The sequence below is a fragment of the Candidatus Hamiltonella defensa 5AT (Acyrthosiphon pisum) genome (genome assembly GCF_000021705.1).
Lineage (GTDB): Bacteria > Pseudomonadota > Gammaproteobacteria > Enterobacterales > Enterobacteriaceae > Hamiltonella > Hamiltonella defendens.
In genome coordinates, this window is record NC_012751.1 from 1 (window position 1) to 20,338 (window position 20,338).

15 protein-coding genes, 2 tRNA genes and 4 pseudogenes are annotated in these 20,338 nt (G+C 35.6%); 11 read left to right on the top strand and 10 right to left on the bottom strand.

Annotation, left to right across the window (positions count from 1 at the left end; genetic code table 11):
* Entirely contained in the window at positions 1 to 468 is a 468-nt protein-coding gene (mioC, locus tag HDEF_RS00165) for an FMN-binding protein MioC (RefSeq protein ID WP_012737746.1), read from the bottom strand.
* A 348-nt stretch (positions 469 to 816) separates the two neighbouring features.
* On the opposite strand from mioC, the gene HDEF_RS00170 reads away from it, so the two are divergent.
* The 3 genes from HDEF_RS00170 (at position 817) to HDEF_RS00180 (ending at position 3,213) form a co-directional block, all read left to right on the top strand.
* Positions 817 to 1,650: an ABC transporter substrate-binding protein gene (locus tag HDEF_RS00170; RefSeq protein WP_012737747.1), complete on the top strand. Its 834-nt coding sequence runs from the start codon at positions 817 to 819 to the stop codon at positions 1,648 to 1,650.
* 140 nt (positions 1,651 to 1,790) lie between these two features.
* Positions 1,791 to 2,534, top strand: a complete 744-nt coding sequence (locus tag HDEF_RS00175; protein WP_012737748.1) for an amino acid ABC transporter permease — start codon at positions 1,791 to 1,793, stop codon at positions 2,532 to 2,534.
* A 1-nt stretch (position 2,535) separates the two neighbouring features.
* Positions 2,536 to 3,213: an amino acid ABC transporter permease gene (locus tag HDEF_RS00180; protein ID WP_012737749.1), complete on the top strand. Its 678-nt coding sequence runs from the start codon at positions 2,536 to 2,538 to the stop codon at positions 3,211 to 3,213.
* Here the strand turns inward: HDEF_RS00180 and lysA are convergent.
* From lysA to prfB, 6 genes and pseudogenes are all read right to left on the bottom strand, one after another.
* Positions 3,210 to 4,471 (bottom strand): annotated as a pseudogene (lysA, locus tag HDEF_RS00185) (diaminopimelate decarboxylase). The gene HDEF_RS00180 and the pseudogene lysA overlap by 4 nt on opposite strands.
* Positions 4,472 to 4,536: 65 nt before the next feature.
* Complete coding sequence (locus tag HDEF_RS00190; protein WP_012737750.1) at positions 4,537 to 5,013, bottom strand: hypothetical protein; 477 nt, start codon at positions 5,011 to 5,013, stop codon at positions 4,537 to 4,539.
* 229 nt (positions 5,014 to 5,242) lie between these two features.
* Positions 5,243 to 5,656: a winged helix-turn-helix domain-containing protein gene (locus HDEF_RS00195; RefSeq protein WP_012737751.1), complete on the bottom strand. Its 414-nt coding sequence runs from the start codon at positions 5,654 to 5,656 to the stop codon at positions 5,243 to 5,245.
* A gap of 212 nt (positions 5,657 to 5,868) precedes the next feature.
* Positions 5,869 to 6,302 (bottom strand): annotated as a pseudogene (locus tag HDEF_RS00200) (winged helix-turn-helix domain-containing protein).
* A 510-nt stretch (positions 6,303 to 6,812) separates the two neighbouring features.
* Complete coding sequence (lysS, locus tag HDEF_RS00205; protein ID WP_012737753.1) at positions 6,813 to 8,327, bottom strand: lysine--tRNA ligase; 1,515 nt, start codon at positions 8,325 to 8,327, stop codon at positions 6,813 to 6,815.
* A gap of 9 nt (positions 8,328 to 8,336) precedes the next feature.
* A protein-coding gene (gene prfB, locus HDEF_RS00210) for a peptide chain release factor 2 (protein WP_100102834.1) occupies positions 8,337 to 9,435 on the bottom strand; the annotation gives its coding sequence in 2 pieces (ribosomal slippage) (positions 8,337 to 9,359 and positions 9,361 to 9,435; 1,098 coding nt in all).
* 277 nt (positions 9,436 to 9,712) lie between these two features.
* Here prfB and alaS point away from each other — a divergent pair.
* The 4 genes and pseudogenes from alaS to HDEF_RS00230 all read left to right on the top strand — a co-directional run bounded on the left by alaS (position 9,713) and on the right by HDEF_RS00230 (position 13,178).
* Positions 9,713 to 12,340, top strand: a complete 2,628-nt coding sequence (gene alaS, locus HDEF_RS00215; RefSeq protein ID WP_012737756.1) for an alanine--tRNA ligase — start codon at positions 9,713 to 9,715, stop codon at positions 12,338 to 12,340.
* A gap of 192 nt (positions 12,341 to 12,532) precedes the next feature.
* Positions 12,533 to 12,706, top strand: a pseudogene (csrA, locus tag HDEF_RS00220) (carbon storage regulator CsrA); the annotation flags it as partial.
* Between the two features lie 293 nt (positions 12,707 to 12,999).
* Positions 13,000 to 13,092, top strand: a tRNA-Ser gene (locus HDEF_RS00225).
* Positions 13,093 to 13,101: 9 nt separating this feature from the next.
* Positions 13,102 to 13,178, top strand: a tRNA-Arg gene (locus HDEF_RS00230).
* Positions 13,179 to 13,263: 85 nt separating this feature from the next.
* Here the strand turns inward: HDEF_RS00230 and HDEF_RS00235 are convergent.
* Together HDEF_RS00235 and HDEF_RS00240 are read right to left on the bottom strand one after the other, a co-directional pair.
* Entirely contained in the window at positions 13,264 to 15,030 is a 1,767-nt protein-coding gene (locus HDEF_RS00235; RefSeq protein ID WP_044612421.1) for a potassium/proton antiporter, read from the bottom strand.
* A 203-nt stretch (positions 15,031 to 15,233) separates the two neighbouring features.
* Entirely contained in the window at positions 15,234 to 15,839 is a 606-nt protein-coding gene (locus HDEF_RS00240; protein ID WP_012737759.1) for a DNA translocase FtsK 4TM domain-containing protein, read from the bottom strand.
* A 247-nt stretch (positions 15,840 to 16,086) separates the two neighbouring features.
* On the opposite strand from HDEF_RS00240, the pseudogene trxB reads away from it, so the two are divergent.
* The 4 genes and pseudogenes from trxB to minE all read left to right on the top strand — a co-directional run bounded on the left by trxB (position 16,087) and on the right by minE (position 19,073).
* Positions 16,087 to 17,061: pseudogene (gene trxB / locus HDEF_RS00245) on the top strand (thioredoxin-disulfide reductase).
* Between the two features lie 181 nt (positions 17,062 to 17,242).
* A complete protein-coding gene (gene minC / locus HDEF_RS00250; protein ID WP_012737761.1) occupies positions 17,243 to 17,956 on the top strand; it encodes a septum site-determining protein MinC in 714 nt (237 codons plus the stop codon).
* A gap of 16 nt (positions 17,957 to 17,972) precedes the next feature.
* Positions 17,973 to 18,785 (top strand): septum site-determining protein MinD, encoded by an 813-nt coding sequence (gene minD, locus HDEF_RS00255; RefSeq protein WP_012737762.1) that lies wholly within the window; start codon positions 17,973 to 17,975, stop codon positions 18,783 to 18,785.
* A gap of 3 nt (positions 18,786 to 18,788) precedes the next feature.
* Positions 18,789 to 19,073, top strand: a complete 285-nt coding sequence (gene minE, locus HDEF_RS00260; RefSeq protein ID WP_012737763.1) for a cell division topological specificity factor MinE — start codon at positions 18,789 to 18,791, stop codon at positions 19,071 to 19,073.
* Between the two features lie 199 nt (positions 19,074 to 19,272).
* On the opposite strand, the gene gap is transcribed toward minE, so the two are convergent.
* The gene (gene gap, locus HDEF_RS00265) at positions 19,273 to 20,265 is read right to left on the bottom strand and encodes a type I glyceraldehyde-3-phosphate dehydrogenase (RefSeq protein WP_012737764.1); all 993 of its coding nucleotides are present in this window, start codon (positions 20,263 to 20,265) and stop codon (positions 19,273 to 19,275) included.
* Positions 20,266 to 20,338 lie beyond the last annotated feature (73 nt).

Sequence of the window (20,338 nt, forward strand, 5' to 3'; positions counted from 1 at the left end):
TTACCCACAGCTTATTAAAAAATTTTTATTTAAATTAATCCAGTTTTTTATCCATTCTTCCGCAGGATCCTCTGGATTTTCGTGTTCAATTACATCTATTTTTAATATTTCTCCGATCCTTTGAGCGCCTTTTAAAATTAACTGTTGATCTAATTTTTTGATCCCCTTACAAAAAGTATCGCCGTAATCTGAGCTACCAAGACCTATAGATCCAAAACGGATTTTTGATAAGTCTGGTTGATCCTCAATAATTTGTTTAAACAGGGGTTTAATATTATCGGGGAGATCTCCTGCTCCGTGAGTGGAAGTGATCACGCACCATAAACCACTGAGATTAAGCTCGCTCAATTGAGGCCCATGAAAAATTTTTGTGACAAATCCCATTTCTGTTAATTTTTCCGACAAATGTTCTGCAACATATTCAGAATTACCTAATGTACTGCCTGTGATAAAAGTCATAGAAGTCATAGAAAGAAACCAATTAAATTAAAAAGAAAAGATTAATAGTCTACTCTGCGATTTTATTGTGATCTAGCTGTGGATAAAATATGAAAAATTATTTTTTTGTTTGTTTTGTATAAAAAAAATATGACATATTGTATGTGTAAAAAATTTTTTTAAAAAAAAACCTTTCTTTTATTTTTATTTAAAAATAAAAGAAATTCTTTTTAAAATAGTTATAAATATATTTCTTTAAATTATTTATCCTTATAATTTTGTACTGATAATCTGTTTTGTTAGGACCATATCGATGTAAAATTAATTTTTAATAAATTTATGGACGTTTTTGAAAATTTAATTATTTAGGAGTTTTTTATGAATTACCGTGCTTTAATGTTAACGTTATTGACCCTTCTTATTCCTTTTTCTGTAATGGTAAAAGCCGATAAACTCAATGATATAAAAAAAGCGGGAAAAATCCGCGTTGCTGTTTTTGATAATAATCCTCCTTTTGGTTATTACGATCCAAAAACAAAAAAACTGATAGGATATGATGTCGATATTGCTCATGCTATTGGTAAAGCTTTTGGGGTCAATATCGAATTTGTTGAAACAAATCCTGCTAATCGTATTCCATTATTGAAATCAAAAAAGGTGGATTTAATCGCGGCTAATTTTACTATTACACCTGAAAGGGCAAAAGAAGTGGATTTCAGCCTGCCCTATTTTTCAACAGGCCAGAAATTTATTGCAAAAAAAGGGGTATTAAAAAAACCTGACGACCTCAAATCACTGCGGATTGGTGCAGATAAAGGCACCGTACAGGAAATCACATTGCGTGAAAATTATCCATCAGCCATTGTTATTTCTTATGACGATACCCCTCAAGCATTCATGGCTTTAAGGAATGAAAATGTTCAGGCGATTACTCAAGATGACGCTAAATTAGTGGGTTTGATGGGCAATTTAAAAGCAGAGATGAAAGCGAGTTTTGAAATTTCGCATTTTAGTATTACCAAAGAATATCAAGGGATTGCAACTGCTAAAGGAGAGAAAAATTTAATTAATGCGATTAATACTATTTTATTAAAGATGGAAAAAGAAGGCGAAGCAGTGAAAATTTATAATCGTTGGTTTGGTCCTGATACTAAAACAGCACAACCTCGTGGTGATTTTAAATTTATCCCTTTAGTAGAGAGTAACCGCTAAAAAGCGGATTCGTGTTGATTTTTAAAAAATTTAATATGTCCTACATTGTTTTGGTGCAGGACTTATTTTTTTATTAAAATATTAAGTAAATTTTGATATTACCAATTAGGTTATTAAAAAATATTTTTGGATATCATTATATGAATTTTCCATTAAGTTATTTAATTGATGAATTTTTAGACACTAAATATATTATTTGGTTGTGGGATGGTTTTCTTATTACACTGTATATCTCTGTTTGTACTGTTATTTTTTCAACTTTATTAGGAATTTTTTTAGCGGTCGCCAGAGAAAGTGATTTCAAAGCTCAAAGGGTTATGGTCACCTGCTACTGCATGTTATTTCGCAATACTCCATTATTAGTTCAGCTTTTTTTTTGGTATTTTGGCTCGGGTCAAATTTTACCCTCATCTTGGATGCAATGGTTAAATAGCCCTCATGAATTAGTGATTTTTTACTTTACTTTTCATTGGCCGTCTTTTGAGTTTTTATCCGGTTTGATAGGCTTAACGCTTTATTCATCTGCATTTATCGCTGAAGAGTTTCGTGCCGGTATTGCTGGGGTAGGATTGGGTCAAAAAAACGCGGCTCAAGCGCTGGGTTTAACCCATTGGCAATCCATGAAGTATGTTATTTTTCCTCAGGCATTGAAAATTGCTTTACCTCCCTTGCTGGGTCAATATATGTATATTATTAAAAATTCTTCATTGACGATGGCTATTGGTGTCGCTGAGCTTTCTTACGCTTCGCGCCAGGTTGAAACAGAAACTTTGCGCACCTTTCAGGCATTTGGTGTTGCTACATTTTTATATATTTTACTCATTGCTTTAATTGAAGCCTGGAATACCTGGCATCATCAACGTGTTCTTCGGAAGTGGCATTAAAATGGATTTTTCGGTTATTTCAGAAAATTGGCGTTACTTGCTTTGTGGAGCTTATCCTGATGGGCCAATAGGAGGAGCAGCCCTAACCCTATGGATCAGCATTCTGGCCGGCATAGCTTCCTCTGTTTTGGGTGTGATATGGGGTATCGGATTGGCTCTGAGCAGAGGTATATGCTCTGGGATTCTGTCCGCTGTATTAGGATTTTTTCGCGCTATCCCTGTTATTATGTTAATTTTTTGGATTTACTTTTTATTACCTATTGCTTTTGGATGGGATATTCCCAAAATCACGACTGTTGTTTGTGGGCTTGCTTTGATTACGTCGGCATACTTAGCGCATGCAGTTAAGTCAGGAATCGTTGCTGTTGGTCAGGGTCAGTGGTCTGCAGGTTTATCATTAGGTTTGAATAGCTGGCAAATATTAAGATTCATTATATTACCTCAGGTGTTGCGCGTCATGTTTCCTTCGTTTGTCAATCAATGGATATCACTCATAAAAGACACCTCATTGGCTTATATTGTTGGGGTTAATGAATTGACGTTTTTGGCGACACAGGTCAATAACAGAACCATGGTACACTCCATGGAAGTCTTTTTATTTGTGGGGCTTATTTATTTTATTTTATGTTTCATATTAGATTTTTCTGTTAATTATTTTCTTAAAAAAGATACGTATTAAAATAATTCTAATGAAATAAGCTCTTCTATGGTTTGTCGACGTCTAATCAATTGTACTTCTCCATTTTTTAATAAAACCTCTGGTATTAAAGGACGGCTGTTGTAATTTGATGACATTGAAGCGCCATACGCCCCTGTATTATGAAATATTAAGTAATCGTCCACAAAAGCGGGGGGAAGGTAACGAGTTTCCAGGCAAGCATTTTGATTTTGAGTAAAGACATCTCCTGATTCACATAATGGCCCCGCAACCACGGTTTTAATGTTTTTTTCTTTTGAAACATCGCGACCATCTGCAGGTAACAATGAAATCCGATGGTAGCTGCCGTACATTGCAGGTCGCATCAAATCATTAAAACCGGCATCTACTATAATATAGTGTTGATTGCCCATATTTTTAATGGCCCGAATTTGTGCAATGAGCACGCCTGATTCTGCAACTAAAAAACGTCCCGGTTCAATTTCAAGACTGATAGGATGACCAAAGTGTTTGGAAATTTTTTTTCGGGCTCGGTGCCATAAATTGTAATAATGTTTTGTGTCAACCTCCTTTTCTCCTTTTTTATAAGGAACAGATAATCCCCCGCCTGCTGAAATGGCACTAATATCCTGGTTCAATTTTATGACTTGCTCAACCATAGCATCACATACTTTCTTTAGGTGTTGATAATTAACACCAGAACCAATATGCATATGAAATCCGATGAGTTTTAATTGATATTGTGCGATTTTTTCTAAAGCTTTAGGTAAATCTTCATGCCATATACCGTGCTTGCTGTTTTCTCCCCCTGTATTGGTTTTTTTATGATGTCCATGACCAAAGCCAGGATTAATTCTTATCCATACTGGATGCCCTGATACTGATTGACCTATTTGCTCCAGCATATCAATGGAGCCTGCGTTAACGGGAATATTTAGTTGAATCACCTTTTTAAAGTCATCTTATCCAAGAGATCGGCCGTAAAAATAATATCGGAAGAGGCTTCTCTAGGAATAAAATTTGCTTTTAAGGCTTTTTCTATTTCTCCCAATGAAACCGCATCGACTTTAACATTCTGTTCACGCATTAATTTCAAAATATGGATATTTGAACACGCCTTTTGAGCAAAACGAATTGAATCAAAAAGCGATAATTTTTTTATTTTTTCTATAATAGTATCAGAATGATAAATCCAGATAGGGGACTTAAATTTTTTTAATATAAAAAGGAATTGATCGTTTTTTATAGGGGGGAAAGAATCATTCAAAAAAAGAGACATGAAATGCCTTTATTAGTAAATATTTAATTGACAGGATCAGGGCTGCTTAACATTGCGAAAGAAAGCTAGCGGCTCCGTTGCCATAAACGGGCACTTAATATCATCAGTCCTTGTGACTGATCGACCAGCACTGTATTTTCATCTAAAAAATAAAATGTGGGGCGACTAATAGAAAAAGGGGCTTTAAACAAACTATCAAGAGTTTCGTCATTTTGCACTTTATCCGTTATAAAGGATTCGCTTTTCTCACTAAAAACCCTATCGCTGATATCAATAATAGTATAAACGGAATTTTGGTTAATTTTAAGGTTTGATTTCTGATCATACAGATCACTAGATAACGTTATTGTACGGCCATTAATATGAACATGTGTATTAATATGATAAAGCCCTACAGGCGTGCTAAAAAAATAATTGGTTTTCCAATAACCACTTATTTCATCCATTGGATGGTAGTAAGCATAGATAAAACCGCAGACGCCTCCTGTTAAGATCCCAAAAAATATGATTAAAATATAGTAATAAATTATTTTTTTAGACATGTTAAGCCTCCTTTATAAGGTTCACATGCTATGTAAGTTCCATCATCTATTTTTTTCAAAAAAATAAACGGAGGCTTTTTATATTCCTTCAAAAATTCTTTGTCTTTTTCTTCATCTAAATTAACTGTAATCGGTAGTTTTTCTGCTTTTATGTGAATTATTTTTATTCTGTCTAATTTAAAAAAAACAAAAAAATTAATAGAAAAAAAAAGAAAGAAAAAAAAGCTGCTTAATATATATGTAGAAGAAGATCCATTTTTAAAAAGGGAATATTTTTTAATGTGCTATTTTTTTTGAAGTCACTATTTAGGTTTTCTATTTTTATCTTTTCGTCATCTATAAATTTAGGTTCGATATTTAAGCAATACCCTTTTTTTGGTATGGTAATAATAATTTCGTGCTTTTTATCATTTAATCCATTTCTTAAATTACTGATTGTTTGAGTGAGTGTGTTATCGGTCACATAAGTTTGTGTCCAAATTTGTTTTTCGATTTCTTCTCTTGAAATGTGATTAGGATATTTTTTACAAAGTAAAAAAAGTAATTCTGATTCTTTATTTCTGATTTTGATTTCTCTTCCTTCTTGCTTAATCACACGAGTTTTAGGAATAAAAAGAGAATTTCCAATAAATATATTTTTCATTTTTGTCTTTTTTAGTTTTTAGCTATTTTTATAATGTTTTTAATTTTGATTAAAGTGTTAAATTTCATTAAAAATACAATATAAAATAAAATAAAATAAAATAATTAAAACAAAATTACACAAAAAAGACAAAAAATTACATTTTATGACATAATTATAATGTTCTTTAAAATAAAAGAGTCCTATTTTGTAAATAGAACTCTTTTATTTTTTTAAAGATTTTTTTCATTGTAATCATTAAAACGGTTAAGACTAAGAACACTGTTTACAGAAGAAGACAATAAACTATAATCTAACCTTAATCCGTATCTATTGATGGTTTTTAAAATTTCTATAGGAATACCAAATTCTTTTAATAAAACTCTAAATTTATGTATCAGTTGATGATAATTATTATCTGATATACCTTTGTGATTTTCGTACCATACTACTTTAATAATATCTCTTTTTCTATTAATATCATTAAAAAGACACATCATTAATCTTTTTTGTCTTTCGTTTATATTAATACTTATCTTTTATTATGAAAATGAACTTTATTCATACAACAATCTAATGACATTTCTGATTTGTAATCAATAATATCTTTACTGTTAATATCGATGAACTTACTTTCTGTTACTACAGACACGCTATCGGTATACATGTTATAACTCCCTAATGAAATTAACAAAGTAGAATTTATTCTTATAAAAAAAATAAATTTAAAAAAATTTAACTTCTATATACATTATTATTTATCTTAGTAAAAAAAATCAAATAAAATTATATTATTATATAATCAAAAACAATAAATACTAAATTTTATGTTTTTTATTATTAATAATTAAAATTAATCAATTGTTATTAGTAATAATTATGATTAAAATCATGTAGCTAAGACTATTTTTAGTTTTATTAAAAATAAAAAATTATTTAAGATAATATGTTATTTTATATAATTTATATGTATGATTTTTATAATCAAATAATATTTAAATGTTATTTGATTTCTATTTCTTAAATTAGCTTAATATTACTATTAAAAAACAACAAATCAATAGTTCATATAACTTTAAATTCATACTTCAAAAGTATGAATAAAATATTTTAATGTTAAAGTAAAAAAAGCAGGCTTCTATATTAACAGTCTATTTTTTTAATTAGAAAACTCTATTTATTTTAATGGGCGCATTGTTGGAAATAGAATAACATCACGGATATTTATACTATTAGTCAATAGCATAATCATACGATCAATACCTATTCCTAAACCTGCGGTCGGAGGTAATCCGTGTTCTAGTGCAATAATATAATCTTGATCATAAGACATCGCTTCATGATCGCCTTTTTCTTTTGAGTTTAATTGTTCGGTAAAACGTTGAGCTTGATCTTCAGCATCATTCAATTCAGAAAAACCATTGCCAATTTCTTTACCTGCAATAAAAAATTCAAATCGATCCGCAATAAAAGAATTATGATCATTTCGACGCGCTAATGGTGAAACTTCTGCTGGATATTCAGTAATAAAAGTAGGTTGAATAAGATGTTTTTCTGCCGTTTCTTCAAAAATTTCACATTGAATTCGCCCTAATTCCCAAAATTTTTCTACACGAACATCTAGAGATTCTGCAATCAGTATCGCCTTATTTTTATCTTCTAAATCGTTAATATTAATTTCAGGTCGATATTTTTGAATGGCTTCTTTCATTGTCCATTTTTGAAAAGGTTGACTAAAATCAAAAATATGTTCGCCATATTTTACTACATGCGTTCCTAATACGTTTAGGGTTAACTCACGAAAAAGTTCCTCTGTTAACTCAATCAAATCCTGGTGATCCGCATACGCCATGTAAAGCTCCATCATGGTAAATTCAGGATTGTGGCGTAATGAAATACCTTCATTACGAAAATTACGATTGATTTCAAATATGCGATCAAATCCCCCGACCACCAAACGTTTTAAATACAATTCAGGCGCTATTCTCAAGTACATATCGATATTCAGCGCATTATGGTGCGTTAAAAATGGGCGAGCTGCAGCTCCTCCTGGGATAGATTGCATCATAGGAGTTTCCACTTCCATAAACCCTTTGCCCATCATAAACTGGCGTAGCATTGAAATTGTTTTTGAACGTAAGATAAAGTTTTTTCGAGATTTTTCGTTGACGATCAAATCTAAGTAACGTTGACGGTATCGTGCCTCTTGATCTAGAAGCCCGTGAAATTTATCTGGCAGTGGGCGCAATGCTTTCGTGAGTAAACGCAATTCGGTGCAATGAACAGAAAGCTCTCCTGTTTTTGTTTTAAACAATCGACCTCGCACCCCTAAAATATCGCCTAAATCCCATTTTTTGAAATCTTCGTTATAAATGCCTTCTGGTAAATCATCGCGAGAAACGTAAAGTTGAATTCGGCCTTTTGTATCTTGAAGAGTAAAAAAAGAGGCTTTACCCATGATACGTCTTGTCATCATACGCCCAGCAAGAATCACTTCCTTATTTAAAGCGATAAGTTCTTCGTTTTCTTTATGATCATATTCAGTATGCAAATCACCAGAAAAATGTTTCTGACGAAAGTCATTTGGGAAGGCAAAGCTTTTTTTTCGTAATAACGCCAATTTTTCTCGACGAGTTTGTAACTCATGATTAAGTTCTTTTCGCTCTGTAATAGATATTTTTTCTTCAGACATGCTAGATCCTTATAATCCCGCTTTTAAACTGGCTTCAATAAATTTATCAAGATAACCATCAAGAACGGCTTGAGTATTGCGTGTTTCTAAACCCGTGCGTAAATCCTTGATACGAGAATCATCCAATATATAAGAACGAATTTGGCTCCCCCATCCAATGTCTGATTTATTGTCTTCCATTATTTTTTTATCTGCATTTTTCTTTTGCATTTCAAATTCGTATAGCTTGGCTTTTAACTGTTTGAAGGCCTGCTCTTTATTTTTGTGTTGAGAGCGATCACTTTGGCATTGAGTGACTATATTGGTGGGTAAATGAGTAATACGTACAGCAGATTCAGTTTTGTTAATATGTTGCCCCCCTGCGCCAGAAGCACGATAAACATCAATACGTAAATCGGCAGGATTGATGTCTATATCAATGTTGTCCTCTAATTCAGGATAAACAAAAGCGGACGCAAAAGAAGTATGGCGCCTGGCGCCTGAATCAAATGGGCTTTTTCTCACTAAGCGATGAACGCCGGTTTCAGTCCGTAACCAGCCAAAAGCATGATCTCCTGTGATTTTAAGAGTCGCAGATTTTATCCCTGCAACTTCACCATCCGAAATTTCAATAATTTCTGTTTTAAAACCTTTGGAGTCTGCCCAGCGTAGATACATTCGAAGCAACATGTTTGCCCAGTCTTGTGCTTCTGTACCACCAGAACCTGATTGTAAATCTAGATAACAATCAGCAAAATCATTTTTGCCAGAAAACATTCGACGAAATTCTAAGCGATTCAATTTTTTGTCTATAGCTTCCAGTTCAAAAACGGCCTCGTTAAAAGTCTCCCGATCCTGAGCTTCAATGGCCAAATCTAGTAAGGTCGATACATCCTTTAATTCTTTTTCTAATTGACTCAAGGTTTCAACAATTTCCTGTAAAATGGCCCGTTCTTTTCCTAATTTTTGTGCCCACTCAGGCTGTTTCCAAATATCAGGTTGTTCTAATTCTGCATTAATTTCCTCTAATCTTTCTTTTTTTTCATCGTAGTCAAAGATACCCCCGGAGAGCTTCAGCTCTATCTGAAAAATTTTGTATCTGATTTTTTATTAAATTGATTTCAAACATGTTGGTGTGCCTTAGGTTTTTTGGCAAATTGATATGGCATTTTAATCAGTAATTATAATGGATTGAAATGATGCTGAATAGTCTCGCTTATCAGAAACAGGGCTGTCCTATCAAATAGGAAAGACTATTAAAAAAATCATTTGAGGGACCTAAGACAAAGCAATATTGAGTAATAAAACTCCCTTGCAGTCTATGATGGCATGGTACACACTTAAGCCTTATGTCTGAAATTTTCAAAAAACCATACTATCCTCAGGGAAGTGACAATATAAACATGATGCACAATAGTACTGCTGATATACGTCAAAAATTTCTTGATTTTTTCAAGAGCAAAGGACACCAAGTGGTATCAAGTAGTTCCTTGATCCCTCATCATGATCCTACACTGTTGTTTACCAACGCGGGAATGAATCCTTTTAAAAATATTTTTTTAGGGATACAAGATCCGGATTTTTCTCGTGCAACCAGCTCACAGCGTTGTGTACGGGCAGGTGGAAAACATAATGATCTCGAGAATGTGGGCTATACTGCTCGCCATCACACTTTTTTTGAGATGCTGGGTAACTTTAGTTTTGGTGATTATTTTAAACAACAAGCCATTTATTTTGCTTGGGAACTTTTGACGGGATCCGAATGGTTTCATTTACCTAAAGATCGGCTTTATGTCACCGTTTATTCAACAGACGATGAGGCCTATAACATATGGGCAGATGAAATTGGTATTCCACGTGAACGGATTATCCGGATTGGTGATAATAAAGGCGCTGCCTTTTGTTCTGATAATTTTTGGCAAATGGGTGAAACAGGCCCATGTGGTCCTTGTAGCGAAATTTTTTACGATCATGGCGATCATCTTTGGGGTGGGCTGCCAGGGAGCCCTGAGGAAGAGGGTGACCGCTATATTGAAATTTGGAACATTGTATTTATGCAGTTTAACCGTCTTGCAGATGGTACGATGTTGCCTTTACCCAAGCCTTCTGTTGATACGGGTATGGGGTTAGAACGGATGGCAGCTGTATTACAGAATGTGTCTTCTAACTATGAGATTGACCTGTTTCGTGATCTTATCTCAGGGGTTAAAAAAGTGACGGGTGCCACGGATGACTCAAATCCATCTTTAAGGGTTATCGCCGATCATATTCGCGCTTGTGCTTTTTTGATTTTTGATGGTGTCAGGCCTTCAAACGAAGGTAGAGGTTATGTTTTAAGGCGCATCATTCGTCGTGCCATTCGACATGGGAATAAATTAGGCGTTAAAAAGCCTTTTTTTTATCAGTTATTAACGTCTCTGATTGGAGTCATGAAACCAATCACCGATCAACTCAAACATCATCAAGTGATGATTGAGCAGGTATTAAAAACAGAAGAAGAGCTGTTTTCTCATACTTTAGAGAGGGGTTTATCTCTGTTAGATAAAAAACTCGATCACCTCAAAGGGGACACCCTGGAAGGCGAAACGGCTTTTCTTTTATATGACACTTACGGATTTCCACTCGATTTAACAGCCGATGTCTGTCGTGAACGAAATTTAAAAATAGATGAAGTGACATTTCATCAAAAAATGTCGGAACAACGCGCCAGGGCGCGTCAAGCCAGCGCATTCTCGACAGATTACAATAAATTCATTCGGGTAGCTCATCACACTGAGTTTTGTGGTTATGAACAGCTGCAGCAAACAACCGTCATCAAGGCTCTTTTTTTTCGTGGAGAAGAAATCAATGAAATTCATGCCGGTCAAGAGGCCCTTGTCATATTAGACAAGACACCTTTTTACGCAGAATCAGGTGGACAGGTTGGGGATAAAGGTTATCTGAAAAGTACAACGGCACATTTTATGGTGTCTGATACACAAAAATATGGTCAGGCCATCGTCCATTTAGGGCAGCCTTCTAAAGGATCGTTACGAATTAGTGATCACATTCAGGCTTGTGTTAATAATAAAGTTCGCGACCACATTCGATCAAATCATTCTGCGACACATTTGCTTCATGCAGCACTACGGCAAGTTTTAGGGAAACATGTTGTTCAAAAAGGGTCTCTGGTCAATGAAAAATGCTGTCGTTTTGATTTTTCTCATTTTAAAATGATGACCCCTGATGAAATTGAAAATGTTGAATCGTTGGTCAATCAACAGATTCGTCAAAATCATCTTATCGAAACTCAGATCATGTCACTTGAGGACGCTAAAAAGAAAGGTGCCACCGCTTTATTTGGTGAAAAATATGAGGATCAGGTCAGAGTGTTGAGCATGGGTGATTTTTCTATTGAGCTTTGTGGTGGGACCCATGCCCGACGTACTGGTGATATCGGTTTATTTCATATCACATCAGAATCAAGTACAGCTGCTGGCATCAGACGTATTGAAGCCATAACAGGTGAAGAGGCAAATGCACTCTTATGTCAACAAAGGAATGTATTACAAGATCTCGCTCGTTTGCTAAAGAGCGATGAAAAGGGGTTGATTGAAAGGATTGGGATAATCATAGATCGCAATAAAGTTTTGGAAAAAAAATTACAACACTTTAAAGATCAAGAAATACTGCAAAAAACCTCATTGCTATTAAAAAATGTAAAACAAATAAAGGAAATAAAAATTTTGATAGCTCAGCTAGATGCCGTAGAGCCCATTCTTCTGCGAAGAATGATAGATGATTTAAAAAATCAATTAGGCTCTGCGGTGATTTTGTTAGCAAATGTGACAAAAAATAAAATTTCATTTATTGCTGGTGTTACAAAAAATTTAACTCAACAAATAAAAGCAGATGATTTAATACACTATATTGCACCCAAAATTGGAGGGAAAGGGGGTGGTCGAGCCGATATGGCCCAAGCTGGGGGAACAAATATCAACTCTTTGGCGACTGTATTAGCCGAAGCAGAAAAATGGATAGTCTCACATTCATAAATGTTTAATATATAAAAAGCAAAGCTCTTAGCTTCAACTAAACTTTTATTTCAAAGTTAGAAATCTGAAGTTAGAAATCTGAATGGGTTGCTTACATGTTATGTGGCTATATCAGCTATTTTTTACGGTAGACCATAGATCTAGCCGAGAAGCTAAGAGGTGCAATTTTTTTTAATTTTTAAGGAGAAAAACATGCTTATTCTGACTCGTCGAGTTGGTGAGACGCTGATTATTGAAGATAATATTACAGTAACAGTATTAGGTGTAAAAGGTAACCAAGTACGAATTGGTATCAATGCTCCAAAAGAGGTCGCTGTCCACCGTGAAGAAATTTACAACCGTATTCAAGCAGATAAAAAAGATGAAAGAAATGAAAGAAATGATAAATATGAAAAAAAGTATCAAAACGAAGACGCTTGTGACAAGTAAGAAAATGAATAAATTGGAATTAAGTCATATTTTTAATGTGATTAATTTTGATGAGATATATTTTTAATCGGCGCGAAGATTTTTTTATCATTAAAATCTCGCTTAACCAGGAAAAACCGTTTGACTTATAAGCTTGAAAAAGTAATATGTGCAGCCTTGTTGTTTCAAGAAAAGCTATTTTTTAGTGGAAGTTTTCGATTAATCAAGATCGATACTTTTGACAAAATGCTGGTGAGGTGGCCGAGAGGCTGAAGGCGCTCCCCTGCTAAGGGAGTATATAGTTAAAAGCTGTATCGAGGGTTCGAATCCCTCCCTCACCGCCAGTTTATTTAGCACCCGTAGCTCAGCTGGATAGAGTACCCGGCTACGAACCGGGCGGTCGGAGGTTCGAATCCTCCTGGGTGCACCAAAGTTTTTTGTTATCAATTCGTTCGATAAAAAACCCGGGATCTGTTTGGATGCCGGGTTCTTTGTCAGTGATGATAGATGATGAATTAATTTATCGGTTTGGTAGATTCATCTGAAATTTTTGATCTTTTTTTATCTCTCATTATTTTTATGCCTACTTTACTCACTCGTTGAGATTCCATTTCAGCAATGGTCCAGGTTAATCCGTCCCAATTTATTTGATCACCTATCACTGGCTCCTTTTCAAGTAAATAGATCACAAATTCGCCTAAACTCTTTTGTTGGTCAGCGACTTTTTCTAAATTTAATCCATAAATACGAGAAATTTCTTCTAATTTTGCATCAGCATCAAGAATGAAATCACCAAAGAACCTTTCATCAATCTGAACACGAGGGGTATGACTGAAAAGCTTACCCAGAGCAGGGAGATCACGTTCATGTCCTATCACACATAAAATATCTCCGTCCTTCAAACGGGTGCTCCCTGTAGGATGAAGCAGATTTTTGTCACGAAAAAGCCCTGAAATTCTGGTACCTTCCGGCATCTCTAAATCACGTAAAGCAGCACCGACACACCATTGGTCCGAACTGAGCTGATACGTAAATTGTTCCCATTCATTGTTAATATCGATATCTAATCCAACACGGGAAATCGGCGCCAATCGAGGAGGTACCACTAATTTGGTTTTACGTGCAGCAAACGAAAGAGTGCTACCTTGTACCAACAAGGAGATTAACACAATGAAAAAGGCGACATTGAAAAATAAATGTGCATTCGCCAACCCTGCCATCATGGGGAAAACAGCGAGAATAATGGGCACAGCACCCCTTAATCCTACCCAAGAAATAAAAATACGCTCACGAAAATTAAAACTATGAAAAGGAAGTAATCCAATAAAAACAGAAAGAGGGCGGGCAAACAAAATCATCCAAAGAGACAACAGCAACGCCGGAATCGCAATTGTGATTAAATCTGTTGGATTGATTAATAAACCCAATACTAAAAACATACCGATTTGGCTTAACCATGCCAGTCCGTCTAAAGTATGGAGTATACCGAAACGGTTACGAATAGGGCGATTCCCCAACACCAGACCACAAAGATAAACAGATAAAATTCCGCTGCCATTCATAGAGGTCGTTAAAGAAAAAGTCACCAGTCCTCCTGCCAGCGCTAATAAAGGATAAAGCCCATTAGCAAGGTTCATTCGGTTAATAAGGAGCAATAATAACCTTCCTCCTCCTAAGCCTATCAGGATCCCAAGACCAAATTGCTGTAATAAATCAACTAAAAACATCCAGTCTAAATGAGTTTGCCCATTGGAGATCATGGATATTAAAGTTATCGTCAAAAAAACCGCCATCGGATCATTACTGCCGGATTCAATTTCAAGAGTGGCACTCACACGTTCATTAAGGCCTTTGCCCCCTAATAATGAAAACACGGCCGCGGCATCGGTAGATCCGATAATGGCTCCTATCAACAAACCCTGAATAATATCTAAATGAAAAAGCCAAGCAGCCATAACACCCGTTAAACTTGTGGTGATCATGACGCCCACAGTGGCAAGTGATAAAGCAGGCCAAAGTGCTACACGAAATGAAGAGGCGCGTGTTCGCATACCTCCATCAAGCAAAATAACTGCTAATGCCAGGTTGCTGATCAGATAAGCGATGGGATAATTATCAAAAGCGATACCTCCCACACCTTCTCCCCCTGCCAGCATGCCAATAGCAAGAAAAATAACCAGAATAGGGATGCCCAGACGAGAGGATAAGGAACTTAATAAAATACTCGTTCCCACCAATATGGAGCCAATCAAAAAAAGATTATTAATAGTGATGGCATTCAAGATCATCTTCTCCTTATTATTTATATTGATATTTATTTTTATAAAAAAATAAATTTTAATTAAAAAATAGTATAAGCATTATACAGATAAAACTCGATTTCACTTGAAATTTACATTGGCTTTACAAATCAGCAGGAACCAATACTTCACGATTACCACTGTGGACTGGTGGGACAACAATCTTTTATCTTTCAGTTGTTTAACTAAAGAGTGCGAATAAAAAAGACCAAACGGATTGTATAAACACCTATTTTCTCGGCAAGAAGCAACCAGGAATAACCTGTCAACAGAGTGGCACCTAGTGCCCAGATCAACAAGAACAGCATGGTGATAGTTAAATGATTAAAATGAAACAACATCTCATGATTCACTACATACCCCAGTAAACCTCCTGATAAAAAATAATAAAAATCGTTAAAACTAGGGGTTATGAGAGAGCAAGAGGCAAATATCAATAATATGCTCCCCATCAAACGGAATGAAAGACGGAAATAATTTTTTGATTTTTTATTTTTGTTTTCATAAAAGATCGTGCCACAAAATAAAAAAATAACAGGGGATAAAGCATAAGCACAAAGTCCAAAAATAAAAAACAAGAGTCCTGCTATATAGGCTCCGACATGACCTCCTGGATTGTGAACAGAATCATGCCAGGCTGTTTGAAACCAACTGGGATCCGATGGATCGAAACTGAACAATATCAGCATCAAATAAGTGGCGAAAATACATAAAATAGCCAACACACTTTCAAAGCCTTTTTTTTTAATAAAAAGGGTATTTTCTTTTATATTATTTTTTTCTTGATCCAAAAAAACCTCTTAATTTTAATAAAACAGTCTCGTGAGCTCTTACTTACTTTGAAATAAATTTTAAAGGTAGATTCAGCCTCGAAAAGGCTAGGCTTACTTAAAAATGAATACTTTTTTATTTGATTCAATTTTTTTGTTAATGAATATAAAGTGTTTTCTCGAATGGGTCCATAACACAATATAAAAATTTCGGATATGATGTAGCTGACATTTAGTAAAAAAATGATTTAAATAAGAAGAGGGAAATGTGAATATTTCAAGACATCATCAATGTATTATTCTGGGATCCGGGCCTGCAGGTTATACGGCGGCCATTTATGCGGCTCGTGCTAATATAAAGCCCATCTTAATTACAGGAATGGAAAAGGGAGGACAATTAAACACAACGACAGACGTTGAAAACTGGCCTGGCTCCCCTGAATCTTTAACCGGGCATACGTTAATGGAGCGGATGCATCAACATGCAGAAAAATTTAATACAGAAATTCTGTTTGATCACATTAATAAAGTGGATCTATAACGACGTCCCTTTTATCTGTTTGGTAACGATCAAGAATACAGCTGTGATGCTTTGATTATTGCAACAGGAGCATCGGCTCGTTATCTTGGTCTCAAATCCGAGGAAGATTTTAAAGGAAAAGGGGTTTCTGCCTGTGCTACCTGTGACGGTTTTTTTTATCGTAATCAAAAAGTGGCCGTGGTTGGAGGAGGTAATACAGCAGTAGAAGAAGCGCTTTATTTAGCTAACATCGCTCGTGAAGTTCATTTAATTCATCGCCGACAAGAATTTCGTTCTGAAAAAATACTGCGAGATCGATTAATGAAAAAAGTGGCTTCTGGCCATATTATTTTGCATACAGATAGCATTCTAGATGAAATTTTAGGGGATTTATCGGGCGTCACAGCAGTACGTTTAAAGCCTTCTCACACTGAGAACGGGAGTGTCTTTCAAATATTAGATGTGACAGGTGTTTTTATTGCGATCGGGCATATCCCGAACACGGAGCTCTTTAAAGGTCAACTGGAATTAGAAAAAGGATACATTAAAGTAAAGGGCGGACTAACAGGGAATGCCACTCAAACTTCTGTTGAGGGTGTTTTTGCAGCGGGAGATGTCATGGATCCTATTTATCGACAAGCTATCACTTCTGCAGGGAGTGGTTGCATGGTGGCTTTAGATGCCGAGCGTTATCTGGATATAATGGATAACAGATTTAAATAAACTTTAAATTGATCTAATTTAAACATAAAAATATATGTTTTTTTAAAAAATTAAATTTAATTTAAATATTATATTGATTCATCAATCTTTTTTATCAATTTCTGTCGAATGTTTTTATATCAAATAAAAAAATCAAGATGTATTGAGTGGCATTTTTTAACAATCAACTGGGTTAAGACAGATGTCAAAGCCGCTTATTAAACTATTAGAATCCTCTATTGAACTAAAAGGTTGCAGCTTTACTTTAACGGTGATTCATTTACTGGATTCACGGCCTGAGCTTATTCGTCATGCTTTACAGAAAAAAATAGAACAGGCACCTGATTTTCTTGAAAGTGCCCCTGTTGTCATCAATATTTCTGCCCTATCTAAAGAAGCGAATTGGCATGAAATTCATAAAGCGGTAATTTCAACAGGTTTAAAACTTGTTGGTATCAGCGGTTGCAAAGATGAAAATCAAAAACAGGCATTAGTTGCTTTAGGTTTGCCTTTTATGAATGAAGGTAAAACTCAACAATGGATTTCAAAAAAAGAACCTTCACCTAAGAAGGATTTTTCTAAAACTCAGATTATTCATTCACTGGTACGTTCTGGGCAGCAAATTTATGCTCGTAATAGTGACTTAGTGGTCATCAACAATGTGAGCGCGGGTGCTGAATTGATTGCTGATGGTAATATCCATGTTTACGGCATCATGGGCGGACGAGCATTAGCAGGAGCTTCAGGTGATATTGAATCCGAGATTTTTTTGACACATTGCGCGGCAGAATTAATAGCAATAGCGGGGGAATATGTATCGCATGATCACATTTCTCCTGAATATCTCGGCCAAGCTGTTCACTTGCGTTTATTAAATAAAACTTTAATTTTCAAGCGATTTGATTCAATTTTTTAATTAAGGAAGTGATTTTATGGCACGAGTTATTGTTGTGACCTCTGGAAAAGGAGGGGTTGGCAAAACGACATCAAGTGCGGCCATCGCAACGGGGTTAGCTAGTAAGGGCAAAAAAACTGTTGTGATTGACTTTGATATTGGCCTTCGTAATCTTGATTTAATCATGGGATGCGAACGTCGGGTTGTATATGATTTTATTAATGTAATTCAAAATGATGCCACATTAAATCAGGCATTAATAAAAGACAAACGTGTAGAAAATTTATATATTTTACCGGCATCACAAACTCGTGATAAAGATGCACTGACACAAAAAGGTGTAGCAGCTGTTTTTGAACAGCTCAATAAAATGAATTTTGATTTTATTATTTGTGATTCCCCTGCTGGGATTGAAACGGGCGCTTTGATGGCGTTGTATTTTGCGGATGAAGCCATCATTACCACTAACCCTGAAGTTTCTTCAGTTCGTGATTCAGATCGTATATTAGGTATTCTTGCAGCAAAATCGAGTCGTAGTGAAAAAGGCGAAGCACCCGTGAAGGAGCATCTTTTGCTGACTCGTTATAATCCTACTCGCGTGGCTCGGGGTGATATGCTAAGTACGGAAGATGTCTTGGATATACTGAGGATCCCATTAATTGGTGTTATTCCAGAAGATCAATCGGTATTACGTGCTTCAAATCAGGGAGAACCGGTCATTCTAGATCTCACTTCAGATGCAGCTAAAGCATACTCGGATACCGTGGATCGATTATTGGGGGAAGATCGTGATTTTCGATTTGTTCAGGAAGAAAAAAAGAGTTTTTTAAAACGCATTTTTGGGGGATAACCTATGGGTTTTTTTGATTTCTTTTCACCCGATAAAAAAAACAGTGCTGCAAATATTGCGAAAGATCGGTTGCAAATTATCGTGAGGGAGCGTCGTTGTTGTGACAGAGATCCTCTTTATTTATCTGATATGAAGCGCGATATCTTGGCGGTGATTTGTAAATATGTTCAGTTGGATCCCAACGCGCTTCATGTTCAATTTGAGCAAAAGGAAGATGATGTTTCGGTTTTGGAGCTGAATGTCATCTTACCGGAAGTCAGTAGCACAGGTGATTGTTCTAAGCCCTGACTTATTTTTGCTCGAATTGGGCGAGGGTTGACGGTGAAAGGGATCTTTTGATGAGGCTTTATTGTCTGTCGTATTGCCACTCAAGTAGTTAACGTAATAGAGCCGAAAAACCACCCAAGGGTGGTTTTTTTATGTATCAATAAAAAGCTTGCGAAATGAGGGTGTTTAAGCGACTTGTATGAAGGAACTTATTATGTGCCTACTTTATATGAGCGACTAAATCTAACAGTTTATTAGAGTACCCTGTTTCATTGTCATACCAAGACACTAATTTCACAAAATGATTGTTCAGTTCTATACCCGCCTTCTTATCAAAGATTGAGGTTAGTTTTTCACCATTGAAATCAGTAGAGACGACTTCTTCATCCACATATCCTAGGATGCCTTTTAATTCGCCTTCTGAAGCTGCTTTGATTGCATCACAGATCTCTGAATAAGATGCAGGCTTTTCTAAACGAACAGTGAGATCTACCACAGATACATTAGGGGTCGGCACACGAAAAGCCATGCCTGTGAGTTTTCCGTTTAAAGAAGGGATGACTTTGCCGACCGCTTTTGCAGCACCAGTGGAAGAAGGAATGATATTTTGCGCTGCCCCACGACCTCCACGCCAATCTTTAGCAGAAGGGCCATCAACCGTTCTTTGTGTCGCTGTTGTTGCATGCACCGTCGTCATCAAGCCTTCAATAATACCGAATTTATCATGAACAACCTTTGCCAAAGGTGCTAAGCAGTTGGTTGTGCAAGAGGCATTTGAAACAATTTTTTGTCCCGCGTATTGATTATGGTTAACGCCCATCACAAACATTGGCGTGTCGTCTTTTGGGGGCGCGCTAATAAGTACTTTTTTGGCACCAGCATTAAGATGCTTGGTTGCCTCTTCTTTTTTTAAGAAGAATCCCGTGGCTTCTATCACCACATCTATTCCTAATGCACCCCAATTAATGGATTCGGGTTTTTGTTCTGAAGTGACCCTGACTTTTTTATTATTTACGACAAGATCATTTCCCTCAACATCGATCGTTCCTTTAAAACGACCGTGAGTGGAGTCGTATTTGAGCATATAAGCCATGTACTCTGCTTTCAACAAATCGTTAATCGCAACGACTTCAATATCAGTTCGTTCTTGAGCGGCGCGAAACACAATACGACCGATACGACCAAAACCATTAATACCTACTTTTATACTCATATATTTTATCCAATTGATGAAAAAATCAAACTATTACCTTTTAGGATTTTGCATTAATATTATACAACGAATC

Excerpts from the sequence above, each read along its gene's own strand:
- HDEF_RS00170 (WP_012737747.1), top strand. The coding sequence starts at position 817 with ATGAATTACCGTGCTTTAATGTTAACGTTATTGACCCTTCTTATTCCT.
- mioC (WP_012737746.1), bottom strand. The coding sequence starts at position 468 with ATGACTTCTATGACTTTTATCACAGGCAGTACATTAGGTAATTCTGAA.
- HDEF_RS00175 (WP_012737748.1), top strand. The coding sequence starts at position 1,791 with ATGAATTTTCCATTAAGTTATTTAATTGATGAATTTTTAGACACTAAA.
- minC (WP_012737761.1), top strand. The coding sequence starts at position 17,243 with ATGTCAAAGCCGCTTATTAAACTATTAGAATCCTCTATTGAACTAAAA.
- minE (WP_012737763.1), top strand. The coding sequence starts at position 18,789 with ATGGGTTTTTTTGATTTCTTTTCACCCGATAAAAAAAACAGTGCTGCA.
- HDEF_RS00180 (WP_012737749.1), top strand. The coding sequence starts at position 2,536 with ATGGATTTTTCGGTTATTTCAGAAAATTGGCGTTACTTGCTTTGTGGA.
- minD (WP_012737762.1), top strand. The coding sequence starts at position 17,973 with ATGGCACGAGTTATTGTTGTGACCTCTGGAAAAGGAGGGGTTGGCAAA.
- alaS (WP_012737756.1), top strand. The coding sequence starts at position 9,713 with ATGCACAATAGTACTGCTGATATACGTCAAAAATTTCTTGATTTTTTC.
- gap (WP_012737764.1), bottom strand. The coding sequence starts at position 20,265 with ATGAGTATAAAAGTAGGTATTAATGGTTTTGGTCGTATCGGTCGTATT.
- HDEF_RS00195 (WP_012737751.1), bottom strand. The coding sequence starts at position 5,656 with ATGAAAAATATATTTATTGGAAATTCTCTTTTTATTCCTAAAACTCGT.
- HDEF_RS00190 (WP_012737750.1), bottom strand. The coding sequence starts at position 5,013 with ATGTCTAAAAAAATAATTTATTACTATATTTTAATCATATTTTTTGGG.
- lysS (WP_012737753.1), bottom strand. The coding sequence starts at position 8,327 with ATGTCTGAAGAAAAAATATCTATTACAGAGCGAAAAGAACTTAATCAT.